Here is a 13610-nt window from a genome sequence, read left to right on the forward strand (position 1 = left end):
ATTATCCCTTAAAATCGATTATAGAGCTGCTTTGAGTATAAAGTTCGTTAAATACCCCGATATTTACATCGCACTCAAATTTCTCTTTTAAAAACCTTGCAACTTTTTCAAAAGGCGTTGTTATATTTAAGATTTGAGAGTTTTTTATATTGAAAAATAGCGGAGCGAAATTTGAAAATATAAGATAAATTTGAGCTTTTTCATTATCTTTTTTCATCTGAAAAATTCCTAAATGCTCATTATAAAAAAACGGAATATGTATGATATTTTTTTGTAAAGCAAATAGCATATTTACGTAAATTTCATAGCTCTCTTTTGTCTCGCAGGATGCTAAATTTGAAAATATATATTCATAAAACCAGTTTAAATTATCATTTATTATCAATTTTTCTATAATACTCAATCCGTCTGAAAGTGCACTATGGGCTTTTAAATCAGGCTTTTCGTATAGATTTTTTATCACTATATTTTCACTTCCCGAGCCTATTTCACACCAATATTCTCCGCCTATTTTTAGATTTTTCATGCTCTTTGTGCTTAGGGTTTTGTTTGCAAATTTTAAATTATATCTATTAAAGCCAGTTTTTTCCAATACTTTTATGCTTACCGGAAGTGAGGCGTTAAGCATGATAGCACTTTTATTTCCGCTTGCTATTTTTTGTATTTTTGATATCGAACTTATCATAAATTATAGGCCAAATTTAAGATCTCTCTTGCAATATTTTGTTTTGAATTTAGAGTTATCTCTTTAGTTTCCGATGTTGTTATAAAGCATATTTTACTTACATCCGAGCCAAATTTTACCTCATCATCTAATACATTTAAACATACCGCATCTAAATTTTTATTTTTTAACATATTTTTAGCGTTTGTCAAGGCGTTTTTTGCATCCATTTCCATCTTAAAGCCTATTTTTTTAACATTTTTAAACTCTTTTAAAGAGCCTAAAATATCTATATTTTGCCTTAAATTTAAATCCCAGTTGCTACCAAGACTCTCTTTTTTCAGCTTGCCAGTGAATTTTTCTTTTGGGATATAGTCGCTTACCGCAGCAGTCATTACAAGCATATAGGCGTTTTGTAAATTTTCATCTATAGCACTTTTTAGCTCTTGAGATGTTTGAAATTTTATAGTTTGATATGGAGTTTTGTTTGTTTCAAAACTTGCTATTAGTGTTACATCAGCACTAGCGAAATAAAACTCGTCAGCAAGAGCCTTTGCCATCTTACCGCTTGAAAAATTTGTAATAGCCCTTGCATCATCGATTTTTTCTATAGTAGCTCCGCCGGTTATTATAACTTTTTTGCCTTCAAATTTTGGCTCGTTTAAAGATTTTTTTACTTCGTAAATTATTGTTTCTGCATCAGCTAACGCGCCTTTTCCAAAATCTTTGCATGCCAAAGTTTTCTCTATCGGATCAATAAATTTAATCCCATTTGATTTTAAAAACTCAAAGCTATTTTTAGTAGAGAAATGCTCTATCATCTTTGTATTTGCCGCAGGAGCTATTAAAATAGGAGCATTTGAGGCTATGAGAGTCTGCATAAATACATTATCACAAATTCCGTTTGCAAGCTTATTTATTGTATTTACGGATGCTGGAGCGATTAAAATCAGATCCATTTTGGCATAGTTTATATGATTAAGCCCGGCTTGCCAATTTTCACTTTGGCTTGTTAAAATCGGATGATCACTAAGTGCTTCAAAGCCAAGTGAAGAGCAAAATTTAAGCGCTCCGTCGCTAAGCATCACATATACGTCCGCACTTTCTTTTTTAAGTATGGATAGAATTTCAAAGGCTTTATAAAAGGCTATGGAGCCACAAACAGCTAGTAAAATTTTTTTATTTTTCATCTTTTGCGCCAAAGAATTTATAGAAAAATCCGCTTTTATTAATCTGCTTTGTTCGACTTATGGCAAGAGCACCGCTTGGGATATTTGAGGCTATTGTGCTTCCGGCCGCTATTAATACATTATCTTCTACGGTTACAGGCGCGATCAGCTGAGTATCGCTACCTATGAATACATTTTTACCTATTTTTGTTTTATGTTTTGCTTTGCCATCGTAGTTGCAAGTTATGGTTCCGCATCCTACGTTTGTGCCTTCTTCTATTTCACAATCTCCAAGATAGCTTAAATGCCCAGCCTTTACGCCGTTTAACTTACCGGCCTTTACTTCTACAAAATTTCCGATATGAGTATTTTTGATATGAGAATTTGGTCTAATATGTGCTAGAGGTCCGATGTCAGAGTTTTCTATCACGCTATTTTCTATCACGCTTGAACTCTTGATTTTAGAGTTTTTGATAACGCACTCTCCAATTATGCTGACGTTTTCTTCTATCTCGCACTCATCTTCAAATTTTGCCCTGCTGTCGATATAAACAGTATCGCTTAGACGCATCAGCACGCCAGCTTGCATCCATTTTTTTCTAATCTCTTTTTGCATCAAATTTTGAGCTATATCTAGCTGAAATTTATCGTTTATGCCCATAAAATTTTGTTCATCCACCAAGACGGCACTGCACTTTAAATTTAGCTTATTTGCGATTTTAATAGCATCTGTTAAATAATATTCATTCTGTGCGTTTTGGTTTTGTATGAGAGGTAAAATTTTCTTTAAAGCCTCGCTTTTAAAGCAGTAACAACCCGCGTTAACGCTTTTTATTAGCCTTTGGCTTTCGCTTGCGTCTTTTTGCTCGACTATATCTTCTATGGTGCTGCCGTTCATTATGACTCTACCGTATCCTTGAGGATTTGCTGCTTCAAAGATACTCACGGATATATCGGCATTTGCCGAGCTTAGTCTTATCAGATCGTTTGTTTTTACAAGAGGCATATCTCCGCACATTATGATTGTTTTTTCACTTGTTAGGCAAACATCTTTAAGAGCTCCTGCCGTGCCAGGGAACTCTTTTAAATTTTGCTCATAAATTTTTATTTTTGGGAAAAATTCTTTTATTTTAGCCTCTACAATCTCTTTTTGATAGCTTAAAACCACGCTTACATCATCGCTTATTTCGTAGGCTTTTCTTAAAATATGCACTATCATAGCCTCTCCGCAAAGCTCGAAAAGCACTTTTGGCTTTGTTGATTTCATCCTTGTGCCAAGACCTGCGGCAAGCACTACCACGCCTATATTGCTCATTTTAATTCCTCGAGGTGTTTTTAAAAATTTGAAATAAATTTTATCTTGTAGTTGCTAAATAGTTGATTAACTAATATCTTAATTATTAATATACAACTTTAATAATTATTACTAATTTTATTCAAAGACAAGATAGCGTTTCTATTTCATTATCAATATATTTTATCTATATCTATAAAAATTTAAAAAAGAGCTAATATTAATCAAATTTTAACTGCTTTTCAACTAAAAGAAATTAAAATAGTAAAAAATTTTAACTGCAAAGAGGGTTTAGAATGGATTTAGGAACCGTTGTTGGTTGGATTTTGATTATGGTTTTGCTATTTGGCTCGATGGCCATAGGCGTTGGTATCGGTCCTTATATAGATATTCCATCTGTTATGATTGTTTTTGGAGGAACTGCTGGTTGTCTATTAGTTGGCTTTAAAATGGAGCAGATGAAAAAGCTGTTTACGTTTTATGGTGTTGCAGTTAAGCCAAAACTTTTTAATCTTCCTGAAATAGTTAAAAAAATGGTTGAATATTCTACGAAAGCAAGAAGAGATGGAATCTTAGCTCTTGAAAATGACGCTAACAACGAAACTGACGAATTTTTAAAAAAGGGCCTTTCTATGGCTGTAGATGGTAATGAGCCAGACGCCATTAGAGCTTTGCTTGAAATAGATATGGAGCAAACCAGCTCAAGACATACTGATAATATTAAAATTTTTGATCAGGTTGCAGGTTTTGCAGGCTCTATGGGTATGATAGGAACGCTAATCGGACTTGTTGCGATGCTTTTAAATATGTCAGATCCTTCGGCGATTGGTCCATCTATGGCTGTTGCTTTGATAACCACTCTTTATGGAGCGATGATAGGAAACATACTAGGAGCTCCGGTGGCAAATATCCTTAGCATTCGCGATAAGGATGAAAGCCTTGCTAAAACAATAATAATCGAAGGTATTATGGCTATTCAAGCAGGTGACAACCCAAGAACTCTTGAAACAAAACTTTTATCCTTTTTGCCGCCAAAAGATAGAGTAAGTCAGTTTGATAGGTAATAAAAATGGCTAAAAAACTAATTGATCCGGCTGATTGTCCTAAATGTTTGCCGGCGTGGCTTGCATCTTTTGGTGACTTGATGTCTCTTTTACTATGTTTTTTCGTCCTTCTTCTTTCTATGAGTACTATGGATGCCAAAAAGCTTGAGGCGGCTATAGGCTCGCTTAGCGGAGCTTTGGGCGTGCTTGAAGGCGGAAGAAGACCTGATGTGGCGGCTGAGCAAAATGAGGAATTTCACTCCGCTGCAAAGCTACCAACCACCGATATACAATCAAAATTTCAGCAGACTGTAAAATCCATAAATGAGCTTTTGCATGCAAGCGGATCTCCGGAAGTATCATTTGAAGAGAGCGAGGATGGATTTATCATAAGATTGCCTGCAAGTTTACTGTTTGAAAAAGGTAAAGCAACTTTACAAAACGATGATGCGATTTTGTTTTTGAGACGAATTTCTATGGTGATAGATAGGCTTCCCGAAGATATCGTAGCAAACGTTATAGGGCATACCGATAATCAAACGCCAGATAGTCTAAGTATATATAAAAACAATTGGGAACTCTCATCCGCAAGAGCCATGAGTGTAGTTGATGAGCTTATCAAAAATGGAGTCAATCCTAAAAAACTGATGGCTTCAGCTAAAGCTGAATTTGAGCCTTTTGCTCCAAACACAACAGAGCAAGGCAGGGAGAAAAATCGTAGAGTAGAAATTCACTTCATATCTATGAATTCTAAAAATAAAGAAAAAACGCAAAAAAGCATACTTGACATGCAGGGAGCTCAGTGAAAAAGGTACTGATATTATTATCGGTCGCTTTTGTGCTATTTGCCGATGATACTGTAACTATCCCGACGGTAAATTTAACCCTAACGGCTCCTGATACACCTCAGCAGTTAGTAACCTCGCTAAATGTATTAATAGTCTTAACCATACTTACTCTTGCGCCTTCGCTTGTCTTTATGATGACAAGTTTTTTGCGCCTTATCATCGTGTTTTCGTTTTTGCGCCAAGCGATGGGAACTCAGCAGATGCCGCCATCTACCGTGCTTATCTCGCTTGCTATGGTACTTACTTTTTTTATCATGGAGCCTGTGGTTAAGCAGTCTTATGAAGTAGCAGTAAAGCCATATCTGGACGAAAAGATAAGCTATCAGGTTGCGTTTGAAGAGGGAGTTAAGCCGTTTAAAGACTTCATGATAAAAAATACTCGCGAAAAAGATTTGGCTCTGTTTTTCCGCATAAGAAATTTGCCAAACCCTCAAAACATCGATGATATCCCGCTAACGATAGTTATGAGCGCATTTATGATAAGCGAGTTAAAGACTGCTTTTGAGATAGCGTTTTTGATCTACTTGCCGTTTTTGGTTATAGATATGGTTGTAAGTTCGGTGCTTATGAGTATGGGTATGATGATGCTTCCGCCTACGATGATCTCGCTGCCTTTTAAGCTGCTTATCTTCGTGCTTGTGGACGGATGGAATTTACTTGTGATGAATTTAGTGCGGAGTTTTCATTAGATATTTAGTGCTAAAATTGAAAAAAGGATGGCAAAGATGGCATTTAAGTATAAATTTTATCTTCCGATTAAACATCTAAGCCATAGCGGAGCTTAGTATGAAAAAGGCTTATCTGGCGCTCGCTCTTGGTTTAAGTCTAAGTGCAAGCAGTCTAAGCGAGATCATAAACCTAGCCCAGAGCTCAAATTTAGCCCAAATTTCAAACATGCAGCCTCAAATCGCCCGACTAAAACAAGAAAGCGTGAATAGTGCGTACTTGCCAAATTTAAGCATAAAGGGCGGATATAACTACCACCTGCTAGATCCAAGTATATTAACTCCAAAGCAGAGCCTTCAAATTTTAGCAAGCATTGAGCTTTTGCTTTATGATGGAGGCAAGAGGGAAGCTAGCCTAACTGCGCTTAAACACCTGCACGGAAGCGAAATTTTAAAAAATGAGGATTTTAAAAACTCTCTTGCACTTGATATTTCAAGGCTTTATTTTAACTTTGTTGCGTTAAACGAGATAATTAAAGCAAAAGAGGCTCAGATAAAATACCTTCAAAACGCTCTTGATAGACTTGAGAAATTTTACTCCGCAGGGCTTGCCGCGATCGATGAATTTGAAGCGATCAAGGCTAAATTTCATGCCGCAAAGGTTGAAGCGCTAAGCTATAAACAAAAGCAAGATGAGATAAACAGCAAGATAAATCTTCTTACAAATCAAATTTTAACCCCAAAAGAGGGCTCTAGGATAGATGAGCCAAATTTGGCGCAAGCCTCAAGTAAAACGAGTCTAAAGGTGCTTGAAGAGGAGCTTAAAGCAAGCAGAGAGGATATAAAGATAGCAGACTCTGCTACGCTTCCGCAAGTTTTCATCAAAGATACATACTCATTTTACCGAAATGACTTTGACAACGACTTTTCTTCGCTTGATCCGCGTTTTCGCGCTATCACGCCATATCTTGATACTATCTTTAAAAAAAGACATAGGACAAATGAGATAACACTTGGCTTTTCTTGGAAAATTTTTGATTTTGGTTCAACCGATAAGGAAAGGCAGATCAAACAGATAAAATCAAATCAAGCGGCTTTAAATTTAGAGCAAAAACGCCTTGAAAACGAGATAAATTTAAAAAATTTAAAAAACGAGCTAAATATCTTAAAAGAAAAGATCAAAGCTCATGAGCTGGCACTAAAGGCTGCGGATAGCTCTTATGAGGCAGTTTTTAAAAAATACGAAGCGGGACTTAGCGGATATGTGGAGTTTTTGCAGGCTTTAACGGCTAAATTTGAGGCAAAAAGCGGACTTGAGCTAAGCAAAGATGAGTACGAGATAAAAAAAGCCGAGTTTTTATACGAAAACGGCGAGGAAATTTTAAAGCGAGTGAGAGATTGATATGGGTAAGATTTTAAAAATTTTAATCGCATTTTGCGTGGCTTTGTGCGCTAACGAGCAAATTTATGCAAATTTTGACGTAGTGGCTAAGCATAGCTCAGAGCTTGCCATAAAGAGCTTTGGTATCGTTAAGCGAGTAAATGTCGATGTATCAAGCGTGGTTAAAAAGGGCGATGTGCTGGTTGAGCTTGAAAACGAAAGCGAAAAGATCGCGCTTGAAGCAGCTAAAAATGATCTGGAGCTTGCAAATTTGGCTTTTAAACACACCAAAGATATCCTAGATCGCTTTAAAAAAGTAAAAAGCGTCACATCCGCACAAGCCTACGAAGACGCCGAATTTGAGTTTAGGCGAGCTAGTTTGGCAGTGCAAAAAGCCAAAATCGCTATCAAAAATGCAAACGAAATGCTTGAAAACAAGCTTTTAAAAGCACCTTATGACGGAGTGATATCCAAAAAAAGCGTTGAAGTAGGCGAGGGCGTGGGAGGAGTGGCTCAAAAGCTCATTAGTATCTTTTCATATCCCGAGGTTAAGCTCGTGCTTAGCTTTGATGAGAAATTTAAAGACGCAGTAAAGATAGGAAGCGAGTTTAGATACAGGCTTGATAATTCAAGCGAGGAAAAGGTGGGCAAGATAGCTCTCATCTATCCTAAGGTGGATACAAAAACGCGTAAAATTTATGCCGAAGTTTATGCGGAAGCACTTACCGTCGGGCTTTTTGGCGAAGGCTATATAGTGGTGAAATAGATGTATAGATTTGCCATAAACCGTCCCATAACTACGCTCATGATATTTATGTCGCTTGTTGTTTTTGGCGTCATGTCACTGCAAAGAATGCCCGTAAATCTCTTTCCTGAGATTGAAATTCCGCTTATCAAGATCACTACCTACGCAAGCGGCGATATGAATCTGATCGAATCAAAAGTGACAAAAAAGATCGAGGATGAGATCTCCACGATCGACGGCATAGATAAAATTCACTCATACAGCTACAATAATCTAAGTGTGGTGCTTATACAGTTTGATCTTGAAAAAGATATCAATGTAGCTGCCGATGACGTGCGCGATAAAGTTAGTAAAGCTGGCGTTGAAGGCAGAAGCGAGATAGAAAAGATAAAAGGAACGGGAGATAGAATTTTAAATATCTTCGTAAGCTCAAAGAGCGGTGACGAGGTTGCGCTTATGAAGCTTGTGGATGAGAAGGTAAAGCCCTTTTTGCAGCGAATCGACGGGATAGGTAAAGTCGGTGATGTGGGTTTTTTAGAGCCTCAGGTTAAAATTTATCTTGATCCTTTTAAACTTGATAAATTTAGGCTAAATGCAAATGATATTGCAAATTTGATAAAAACTCAAAATTTAAAAGCTCCTCTTGGCAAGCTTGAAAGCGCAAATTCGCAGCTTTTCTTAAAGAGCAGTTTTGACGCTAAGAGTATAGAGGAGCTTAAGGAGCTTAGGCTTGCTAGCGGAGTGTTTTTAAAGGATGTCGCACGCATAGAGCTTGACAAACAAGATACCGACAGTATCGCCGTGATGAACGGCAAGCAAGGCGTCATGCTTGAGCTTTTAAAGATAAGCGGTGTAAATGCGCTAGCCACGATAGAAAACGTAAAGTCCAAGATAGATGAGTTAAGTCAGATCGTGGGCGAAGAGTATGAGCTAAAGATCGCTTTTGACAACAGCGAAAACATCACAAAGCACATCGGGCAAGTTGGCTTTGATATGGTTCTTGGCGTTGTTTTAACCATCTTTATAGTCTTTTTCTTTCTTAGAAATTTTAGTTCCACTGTTATCTCGGCGCTTTCCATACCTACGAGCATTATCGGGACGTTTTTTATCATCGATATGCTTGGATTTGACCTAAATCGCCTTACTTTAATCGCGCTTACACTTGGAATTGGAATTTTTATCGATGATGCGATAGTTGTTATAGAAAATATCTCAAAAAAGATGCAAGAAGGCGAGACAAACCCGTTAAAAGCAAGCTTTGCCGGAGTTGGCGAGATAACATTTAGCGTTCTTTCCATAAGTGCTGTTTTACTCTGCGTGTTTGTGCCTATTGCATTCATGGAAGGCATTGTTGGCAGATACTTTAACTCCTTTGCCATGAGCGTAGCGGGCGGTATCGCCGTATCGTTTTTCGTTTCCATAATGCTTATACCAAGCCTTGGCGCTAGATTTTTAAACGCACAAGAGGGCAAATTCTTTCATCTTACGGAGCCTTTTTTCGTCGCTCTTGAAAACGGCTATGCGTGGCTTTTGGCGATTATTTTAAAATTTAAAACTCTATTTGTGGTTTTAAGCCTTGCTTTGCTTGCGCTTTGCATGAGCCTTGCCATGAAAGTCGGCATGGATTTTATGCCTATTGAAGATAATGGCGAATTTGAAATTTTCATTAAAGCCCAGCCCGGAATTTCACTTGTTGCTATGAGTGAAAAGTCCTCGGTCGTGCTTGATGAGCTAAATAAAGACCCACGTGTGGATTATGCCTATATGCTTGTAGGATATACCGACGCTAAGGATGCTTTTAAGGCTAAAATTTACGCTAAATTAAAAGATATAAAAGAGCGCAAAGATAGGCAGCCTCAGATCATGGAAGAGTATAGAAAGAAGCTTAAGATCGATGGTTTAAATATCAAAATTTCAGCCCTTCCTATGGTTGATGCAGGCGGAGCAAACGAGCCTGTGCAGCTAGTTATCACGGGTGATAGTTTAGAAAAACTTGATGAAATTTTATCTCAGGCTAGGAAAATTTTAGAGAGCGTTAGCGGAGTTGTCGATATAAGCAGCGACAACGAAGATAGGATAAATCAGCTTGAAATTTCGGTAAATAAAGAAAAAGCCAAGCGTCTTGGTATAAGCCAATATGATATCACAAGGGTGGTTTACGGCTCTTTTGGGCAAAATTTCCTCGGCTCTTTTGACGATGGCAATGACCAATACGACATAATGCTTAGATTTGATGACGAGTATAGAAAGGATATAACTTCACTTGAAAAGCTGCATATCAGAAGTGCAAGCGGTGAAGCTATCGCGCTAAATTCGGTTGCAAATTTTAAGCTTACTAAGACCTTTTCATCGATCATGCGATTTAACAAACAGCGCCAAATTTTAATCGTAGCAAACGTTGATAACATCCCGCTTGATAACGTGCAAAAAGTTGTCGATGAGCAAATTCCAAGCATACTGCCAAAGGGGTATGATTACCGCATGACGGGTTTTATCGAGCTTATGAATGATACTAATGAGGCGTTTATATTTACGATTAGCCTTAGTGTAATTCTCATATACATGATACTAGCTGCACTTTATGAGAGCCTTATCATGCCTTTTATCATCATGATATCCATGCCTTTAGCCTTTGGCGGAGTTGCCGTGGGGCTTTATCTAAGCGGAAATTCTTTCAGTCTTTTTGTGATGGTTGGAGCGATTTTGCTATTTGGAATGGTCGGTAAAAACGCCATTTTGGTTGTGGACTTTGCAAACAGATACGCAAACGAGGGCATGAATGTAAATGAAGCCATCATAAAGGCGGGCTCAAAGAGGCTTAGAGCGATACTGATGACAACCTTTGCGATGATATTTGCGATGCTTCCGCTTGCTCTTTCAAGAGGCGCAGGATATGAGGGCAACTCACCTATGGCTATATCTATCATCTCAGGACTTATTAGCTCGACTATCCTTACGCTGTTTTTGGTGCCTGCGCTGTTTGGAATAACCTATAAGATAGATAAATTTATCGGCAAAATTTACAAAAGAGATCAAATTTAAGGATCCAAAATGAGCTTTAGAGCCTTTTATCTGCTTGTTTTTATCGGGATTTTATTTAGCGGTTGTGCCTCTTTAAGCCCGGCTAAAAATCAAAATTTACATAGTAAATCAAACAATGCTGAAGCCAAGCAAGAGCATATCTGCAAGGATAAAACCTCAAGCGAGTGTAACGATATGGGTGTTGAGTTTGAGCTTGCGGATGATTTTAAGAGTGCTGAAATTTGCTATGAGGAGGCTTGCAAGAGCGACCTTGCGGTAGCCTGCTCAAATCTTGGCTCGCTTTATCAGAGATTTGGTGATGATAAAAACGATGCGGAAGTGTTAAACCTCTTTTTAAAATCTTGCAGGCTAAATAGCAAATACGGCTGTTATAATGCAGGCAATTCATATAGACTAGGCACCGAGACGGGACATAATTTCGTGCGAGCTATAAAGCTCTATGAAAAAGCCTGTATAGATCTTAAGCACTCAAAGAGCTGTACGAATTTAGGCGGTATGCATCATTTCTCTTTAGGAGTTGAGGGCGGTAGCAGAGATGTGGCTAGGAAGTATTATAAGATGGGTTGCGAGCTTGGCGATGAAGTAGGGTGTAAAAATTTCTCCTTGCTTGAGGATAAATTTTAGCTCCAGCTTACTTTAAAAGTCGTGTTTTGACCGATCTCGCTTTCGCAAATTATGCTTAAATCGTTGCTTTCGCAAACTCTTTTTACCAAATTCAGTCCTATACCAAATCCGCCTTGGTCGTTGTTAAAGCGTGTGTAGCGATCGTAAATTTTCTTTTGCTGCTCTTTACTGATACCTTCGCCGCTATTTGTGATGGCAAATTCATTTTTGCTTAAATTTATACTTACAAATCCGCCTACATTTGAATATTTTATAGCGTTACTGATGAGGTTATCTATCATTCTTCTTACCTCATAGAGGTTTGCGTTTATACTCGCTTCGCTTAAATTTATTTGCGGGCTGATTGAGCGTTTGGCAAAAAACGGAGCGAAATATTCAAGCCGTTCGTTAAATAGATTTTTTAAATTTATCTGCTCTTTTTTGCTTGCGTCGCTTTTGCTAAAGGATAGGTAGGTAAGATCTTCATAGATATTACTTAGGCTTCTAGCTGCCAGTTCGATGTTATTAAGGCGTTTTAAATTTTTGCTGCTAAGCGTGTTTTTATCGGTTGTTTCTATACTCATCATTATTATGCTAAGGGGCGTGTTTATCTCGTGCGTTGAGTCTTTTATGAAGCGATTTAGCGCATTTATCTTGGCGTGAAGCGGCTCTAAAGAAAGCTTTGCCAAGTAGTAGGCTATAACCATGATAATTGTAAGTATCAGAAGTAAATTTCCTAAATTTTTAAGCTTTAAGAGATTTAAATCGCTTCTTATATCTCTTCCTTCAAGCAATATATTTGCCGTTGAGAGCTCTCCGGTAGCATTGCTTTCCATGCTTTGAAGTGCTTCGTATATGACTACCTTGCCATCTTTTAAAAACGCTACGTTTTTTTTGGTATCTTGCAGACACTCAGTGTCTTGATAGATTATCTTACCTTCTTTTGAGACGATACACGCGCTTACTTGTTTTTCTTGCATGAGTGCAGCGGCGGAATTTATGCCGTTCATGCTGGCTTTCATGTAAATTCCCATTTTTATCTCTTTAAGATTTTTTGCTTCGTTTGAGATAAGTGCCTCTTTTGCCATTTTGTAATCGTTTATCGAAAAATAGCTTAAAAATAGCGCACTGGTGATTAGATAGAGGGATAAAATTTTAGATATTATCTTGGTTTTTTCAGACATAGATGTAGCCGTCACCTCTTTTGTTTATGATGCTGTCCTTGCCTAAAATTTGGCGTAAAGTCCTTATATATACGCGCAAACTTTGCTCGCTTGGCTCTTCGTCATATCCCCAAATTTTATCATATATAATCTCTTTTGTAAGAAGCTTGTTTTTGTTTTGTAAAAATAGCGCTAAAAGCTCGCTCTCTTTGTTTGAGATATTTACGTTTTCACCGTCTTTTTGAACTGTTTTGCTGTCTATGTGAAATCTAAACCCGTCGGCAATTTCGATAAAGTCATCGTTTGTATGTGAGAAATTTCGCCTAAGTAAATTTTTGATACGCAAAAGCAACTCTTTAAGCTCATAGGGTTTTTTGAGGTAGTCATCGCAACCGCTTTTATAGCCCACCTCAAGATCTTCTATAGTATTTAGGGAGGTCGTAAATATAGCAGGCGTAGTTACGTCAGCCTTCCTTAAAGACGATAGAAGCGAAAATCCATCGCCTTTAGGAATTTTAACGTCAAGTATCAAGATATCGAATTTTTGCTCATAGGCTAGATCAAGAGCGGTTTTAGCATCTATGCAAGCGGTTATATTATAATCTCTCTCGCTTAGATACTCGGTTATCATTTCGCTTAGAATTTCATCATCTTCTACGAGCAAAATTCTTGTCATTACATTATGCCTTCAGGTTTTTTCATCTCTTTTTTCATTTCATCTTTTTTCATCATCATATCATCTTTTTTGCCAGACATATCTTTTTTCATGTCGTTTTTCATCTCGTCTTTGTGCATTTTCATATCATCTTTCATCTCTTTTGCCATCGGCATATCTTTTGACATCATATCATCTTTTTTCATATCTGCCGCCATAGCGCCACCAACCATAAACATAGCGCCAAGCGCAACTAAAACTAACTTTTTCATTTTGTCTCCTTGTGATAAATTATGCTGAAATCTTAACCAAGAAGTATAAAGTGAGTGTGAAATATA

The 13610-nt window shown here is 37.5% G+C and carries 13 protein-coding genes; 7 read left to right on the top strand and 6 right to left on the bottom strand.

Annotated elements, in window-relative coordinates; genetic code table 11:
- Nucleotide 1: 1 nt before the first annotated feature.
- The 3 genes from CDOMF_RS04985 to glmU are packed head-to-tail and all read right to left on the bottom strand — an operon-like array spanning nucleotide 2 to nucleotide 3148.
- Nucleotides 2–685: a hypothetical protein gene (locus CDOMF_RS04985; protein WP_260953027.1), complete on the bottom strand. Its 684-nt coding sequence runs from the start codon at nucleotides 683–685 to the stop codon at nucleotides 2–4.
- Nucleotides 682–1854 (bottom strand): bifunctional phosphopantothenoylcysteine decarboxylase/phosphopantothenate--cysteine ligase CoaBC, encoded by a 1173-nt coding sequence (coaBC, locus tag CDOMF_RS04990; RefSeq protein WP_260953028.1) that lies wholly within the window; start codon nucleotides 1852–1854, stop codon nucleotides 682–684. Before coaBC ends, CDOMF_RS04985 begins: the two co-directional genes overlap by 4 nt.
- On the bottom strand, nucleotides 1844–3148 hold the full coding sequence (glmU, locus tag CDOMF_RS04995; RefSeq protein ID WP_260953029.1) for a bifunctional UDP-N-acetylglucosamine diphosphorylase/glucosamine-1-phosphate N-acetyltransferase GlmU: 1305 nt from the start codon (nucleotides 3146–3148) through the stop codon (nucleotides 1844–1846). The genes coaBC and glmU overlap by 11 nt, the downstream gene beginning before the upstream one ends.
- A gap of 275 nt (nucleotides 3149–3423) precedes the next feature.
- On the opposite strand from glmU, the gene CDOMF_RS05000 reads away from it, so the two are divergent.
- From CDOMF_RS05000 to CDOMF_RS05030, 7 genes are all read left to right on the top strand, one after another.
- A complete protein-coding gene (locus CDOMF_RS05000; RefSeq protein ID WP_169974787.1) occupies nucleotides 3424–4191 on the top strand; it encodes a motility protein A in 768 nt (255 codons plus the stop codon).
- Nucleotides 4192–4196: 5 nt separating this feature from the next.
- Nucleotides 4197–4976, top strand: a complete 780-nt coding sequence (locus CDOMF_RS05005) for a flagellar motor protein MotB (protein WP_260953031.1) — start codon at nucleotides 4197–4199, stop codon at nucleotides 4974–4976.
- Complete coding sequence (gene fliP, locus CDOMF_RS05010) at nucleotides 4973–5707, top strand: flagellar type III secretion system pore protein FliP (RefSeq protein WP_260953032.1); 735 nt, start codon at nucleotides 4973–4975, stop codon at nucleotides 5705–5707. Before CDOMF_RS05005 ends, fliP begins: the two co-directional genes overlap by 4 nt.
- A 97-nt stretch (nucleotides 5708–5804) precedes the next feature.
- Nucleotides 5805–7085 carry a TolC family protein gene (locus CDOMF_RS05015; RefSeq protein ID WP_260953033.1) on the top strand — a complete coding sequence of 427 codons (1281 nt, stop codon included), beginning with the start codon at nucleotides 5805–5807 and terminating at the stop codon, nucleotides 7083–7085.
- Nucleotide 7086: 1 nt separating this feature from the next.
- On the top strand, nucleotides 7087–7830 hold the full coding sequence (locus tag CDOMF_RS05020) for an efflux RND transporter periplasmic adaptor subunit (protein WP_260953034.1): 744 nt from the start codon (nucleotides 7087–7089) through the stop codon (nucleotides 7828–7830).
- Complete coding sequence (locus tag CDOMF_RS05025) at nucleotides 7831–10851, top strand: efflux RND transporter permease subunit (protein ID WP_260953035.1); 3021 nt, start codon at nucleotides 7831–7833, stop codon at nucleotides 10849–10851. It begins immediately after the preceding gene.
- A gap of 9 nt (nucleotides 10852–10860) precedes the next feature.
- Nucleotides 10861–11475, top strand: a complete 615-nt coding sequence (locus CDOMF_RS05030) for a tetratricopeptide repeat protein (protein WP_260953036.1) — start codon at nucleotides 10861–10863, stop codon at nucleotides 11473–11475.
- Here the strand turns inward: CDOMF_RS05030 and CDOMF_RS05035 are convergent.
- Genes CDOMF_RS05035 through CDOMF_RS05045 form a run of 3 tightly spaced genes read right to left on the bottom strand, consistent with a single transcriptional unit; the run spans nucleotide 11472 to nucleotide 13544 of the window.
- Complete coding sequence (locus tag CDOMF_RS05035; protein ID WP_260953037.1) at nucleotides 11472–12638, bottom strand: sensor histidine kinase; 1167 nt, start codon at nucleotides 12636–12638, stop codon at nucleotides 11472–11474. The two genes, CDOMF_RS05030 and CDOMF_RS05035, sit on opposite strands and share 4 nt — an antisense overlap.
- Complete coding sequence (locus CDOMF_RS05040) at nucleotides 12631–13293, bottom strand: response regulator transcription factor (protein WP_260953038.1); 663 nt, start codon at nucleotides 13291–13293, stop codon at nucleotides 12631–12633. The genes CDOMF_RS05035 and CDOMF_RS05040 overlap by 8 nt, the downstream gene beginning before the upstream one ends.
- A complete protein-coding gene (locus CDOMF_RS05045; RefSeq protein ID WP_260953039.1) occupies nucleotides 13293–13544 on the bottom strand; it encodes a hypothetical protein in 252 nt (83 codons plus the stop codon). The genes CDOMF_RS05040 and CDOMF_RS05045 overlap by 1 nt, the downstream gene beginning before the upstream one ends.
- Nucleotides 13545–13610: the final 66 nt, after the last annotated feature.

The organism is Campylobacter sp. RM16187 (assembly GCF_025319965.1).
In the GTDB taxonomy this organism is placed as follows: domain Bacteria; phylum Campylobacterota; class Campylobacteria; order Campylobacterales; family Campylobacteraceae; genus Campylobacter_A.

What these genes read in the sequence shown, in the direction of transcription:
- CDOMF_RS04985 (WP_260953027.1), bottom strand. Translation starts at nt 685, where the DNA reads ATGATAAGTTCGATATCAAAAATACAAAAAATAGCAAGCGGAAATAAA.
- coaBC (WP_260953028.1), bottom strand. Translation starts at nt 1,854, where the DNA reads ATGAAAAATAAAAAAATTTTACTAGCTGTTTGTGGCTCCATAGCCTTT.
- glmU (WP_260953029.1), bottom strand. Translation starts at nt 3,148, where the DNA reads ATGAGCAATATAGGCGTGGTAGTGCTTGCCGCAGGTCTTGGCACAAGG.
- CDOMF_RS05000 (WP_169974787.1), top strand. Translation starts at nt 3,424, where the DNA reads ATGGATTTAGGAACCGTTGTTGGTTGGATTTTGATTATGGTTTTGCTA.
- CDOMF_RS05005 (WP_260953031.1), top strand. Translation starts at nt 4,197, where the DNA reads ATGGCTAAAAAACTAATTGATCCGGCTGATTGTCCTAAATGTTTGCCG.
- CDOMF_RS05015 (WP_260953033.1), top strand. Translation starts at nt 5,805, where the DNA reads ATGAAAAAGGCTTATCTGGCGCTCGCTCTTGGTTTAAGTCTAAGTGCA.
- CDOMF_RS05020 (WP_260953034.1), top strand. Translation starts at nt 7,087, where the DNA reads ATGGGTAAGATTTTAAAAATTTTAATCGCATTTTGCGTGGCTTTGTGC.
- CDOMF_RS05025 (WP_260953035.1), top strand. Translation starts at nt 7,831, where the DNA reads ATGTATAGATTTGCCATAAACCGTCCCATAACTACGCTCATGATATTT.
- CDOMF_RS05030 (WP_260953036.1), top strand. Translation starts at nt 10,861, where the DNA reads ATGAGCTTTAGAGCCTTTTATCTGCTTGTTTTTATCGGGATTTTATTT.
- CDOMF_RS05035 (WP_260953037.1), bottom strand. Translation starts at nt 12,638, where the DNA reads ATGTCTGAAAAAACCAAGATAATATCTAAAATTTTATCCCTCTATCTA.
- CDOMF_RS05040 (WP_260953038.1), bottom strand. Translation starts at nt 13,293, where the DNA reads ATGACAAGAATTTTGCTCGTAGAAGATGATGAAATTCTAAGCGAAATG.
- CDOMF_RS05045 (WP_260953039.1), bottom strand. Translation starts at nt 13,544, where the DNA reads ATGAAAAAGTTAGTTTTAGTTGCGCTTGGCGCTATGTTTATGGTTGGT.